The sequence below is a fragment of the Bradyrhizobium sp. sGM-13 genome (assembly GCF_018398875.1).
Lineage (GTDB): Bacteria > Pseudomonadota > Alphaproteobacteria > Rhizobiales > Xanthobacteraceae > Bradyrhizobium.
Window position 1 is genome coordinate 1 of sequence record NZ_JAGWDK010000132.1, and the last position, 1,692, is coordinate 1,692.

A 1,692-nucleotide genomic window follows, 5' to 3' on the forward strand; every position below is an offset into this window, starting at 1 on the left:
TCTGGGCGGAGCTTCTCGGGGTCGAGCGGGTCGGACGCCACGACCACTTCTTCGAACTCGGCGGCCACTCGCTCCTGGCGGTGCAGCTCTTGAGCCGGCTGCGGCGGTTGTCGCTCGGGGTGGAGGTGCGCACCCTGTTCGCCAGGCCGGTGCTGGCCGATCTTGCCGCAAGCCTGGGCAGCCATCACGAGGTGGCGGTGCCTGCCAACCTGATCACCGAGCAGAGTACGGCGATCACGCCGCAGATGCTGCCGCTGATCGAGCTGACGCAGGGCGAGATCGACCGGATCGTCGCCACGGTGCCTGGTGGCGTCGGCAACATCCAGGACATTTATGGCCTGTCGCCGCTGCAGGACGGCATCCTGTTCCATCATCTGCTGACCAGCCGGGGCGATCCCTACCTGCTGGTGTCGCAGATGGCGTTTGCCGACCGTGGCCTGTTGGATCGCTATCTTGGTGCGGTTCAGCGGGTGGTGGATCGGCACGACATTCTGCGCACGGCCTTTGTCTGGGAGGGGCTGTCGAGCCCGGCCCAGGTGGTGTGGCGTCGTGCGCCGCTGGAGGTGAGCGAGGTCGAGCTGGATGGCTATGATTGTCCCGGCGCCGATGAGCTCCGGCGCCGGTTTGATCCGCGCCAGCACCGCATCGATCTTGGCCGGGCGCCCTTGTTGCGGTTTGTGACCGCGCGCGAGCCCGGCAGCGGGCGCTGGCTGCTTTTGGAGCTGCAGCATCATTTGATCGGGGATCACACGACGCTGGACGTGATGCATGCCGAGGTGCGGGCCATGCTTGCGGGGCGGGCCTATGAACTGGCCGCGCCGCTGCCATTCCGCAATCTGGTGGCGCAGGCGCGTCTTGCTGTTGATGCCAAGGCGCATGAAGAGTTCTTCCGGGGACTGCTGGCCGACATCGACGAGCCGACCATGCCGTTCGGGCTAAGCGAGGTCTACGGCGACGGCAGCGGCGTCGGCGAGGCGCATCGGGTGCTGCCGCAGGCGCTCAACGAGCGGCTGCGCGAACAGGCGCGGCGGCTCGGGGTGAGCCTGGCCAGCCTGTGCCATCTGGCCTGGGGGCAGGTGGTGGCGCGCAGCAGCGGCCGCGAGCAGGTGGTGTTCGGCACGGTGCTGTTTGGCCGGATGCATGGCGGCGCCGGTGCCGACCGCACCATGGGCCTGTTCATCAACACCCTGCCGCTGCGGCTTGATCTCGACGGCACCGGGGTTGCGGCGAGCGTGCGCAGCACCCATGCGCAGCTTTCCGAGCTGCTGGCGCACGAGCATGCCTCGCTGGCGCTGGCGCAACGCTGCAGCGGCGTTGCGGCGCCGGCGCCGCTGTTCAGCGCGCTGTTGAACTACCGCCATAACAGGCCGGCGGCCACGCCCGGCTCCGGAACGGATGATGTCCTGTCGGGGATGGAATGGCTGGGCGGCGAGGAGCGCACCAACTATCCCGTGACCCTGTCGGTGGAGGATTATGGCGAAGCGCTCGGGCTGACGGCGCAGGTGGCGGAGCCTGTCTCTGCGGATCGGGTCTGCGGCTACATGCAGCGGGCGCTCGAGCAACTGGCGGAGGCGCTGGAGCATGCCCCCAACACGCCGGTGCGCGAGCTCGACATCCTGCCGTCCGCTGAGCGCGCGTATCTGCTGGAGGAGTTGAACCGGACGGCGGCGGCCTATCCGTCGGAGCGGTGCA

1 protein-coding gene is annotated in these 1,692 nt (G+C 68.6%); it reads left to right on the forward strand.

Features of this window, described 5'->3' with window-relative positions; translation table 11 throughout:
* Positions 1–1,692: condensation domain-containing protein (locus tag KJQ96_RS38425; protein WP_249727395.1), on the forward strand; the 1,692-nt coding region annotated here is incomplete at both ends.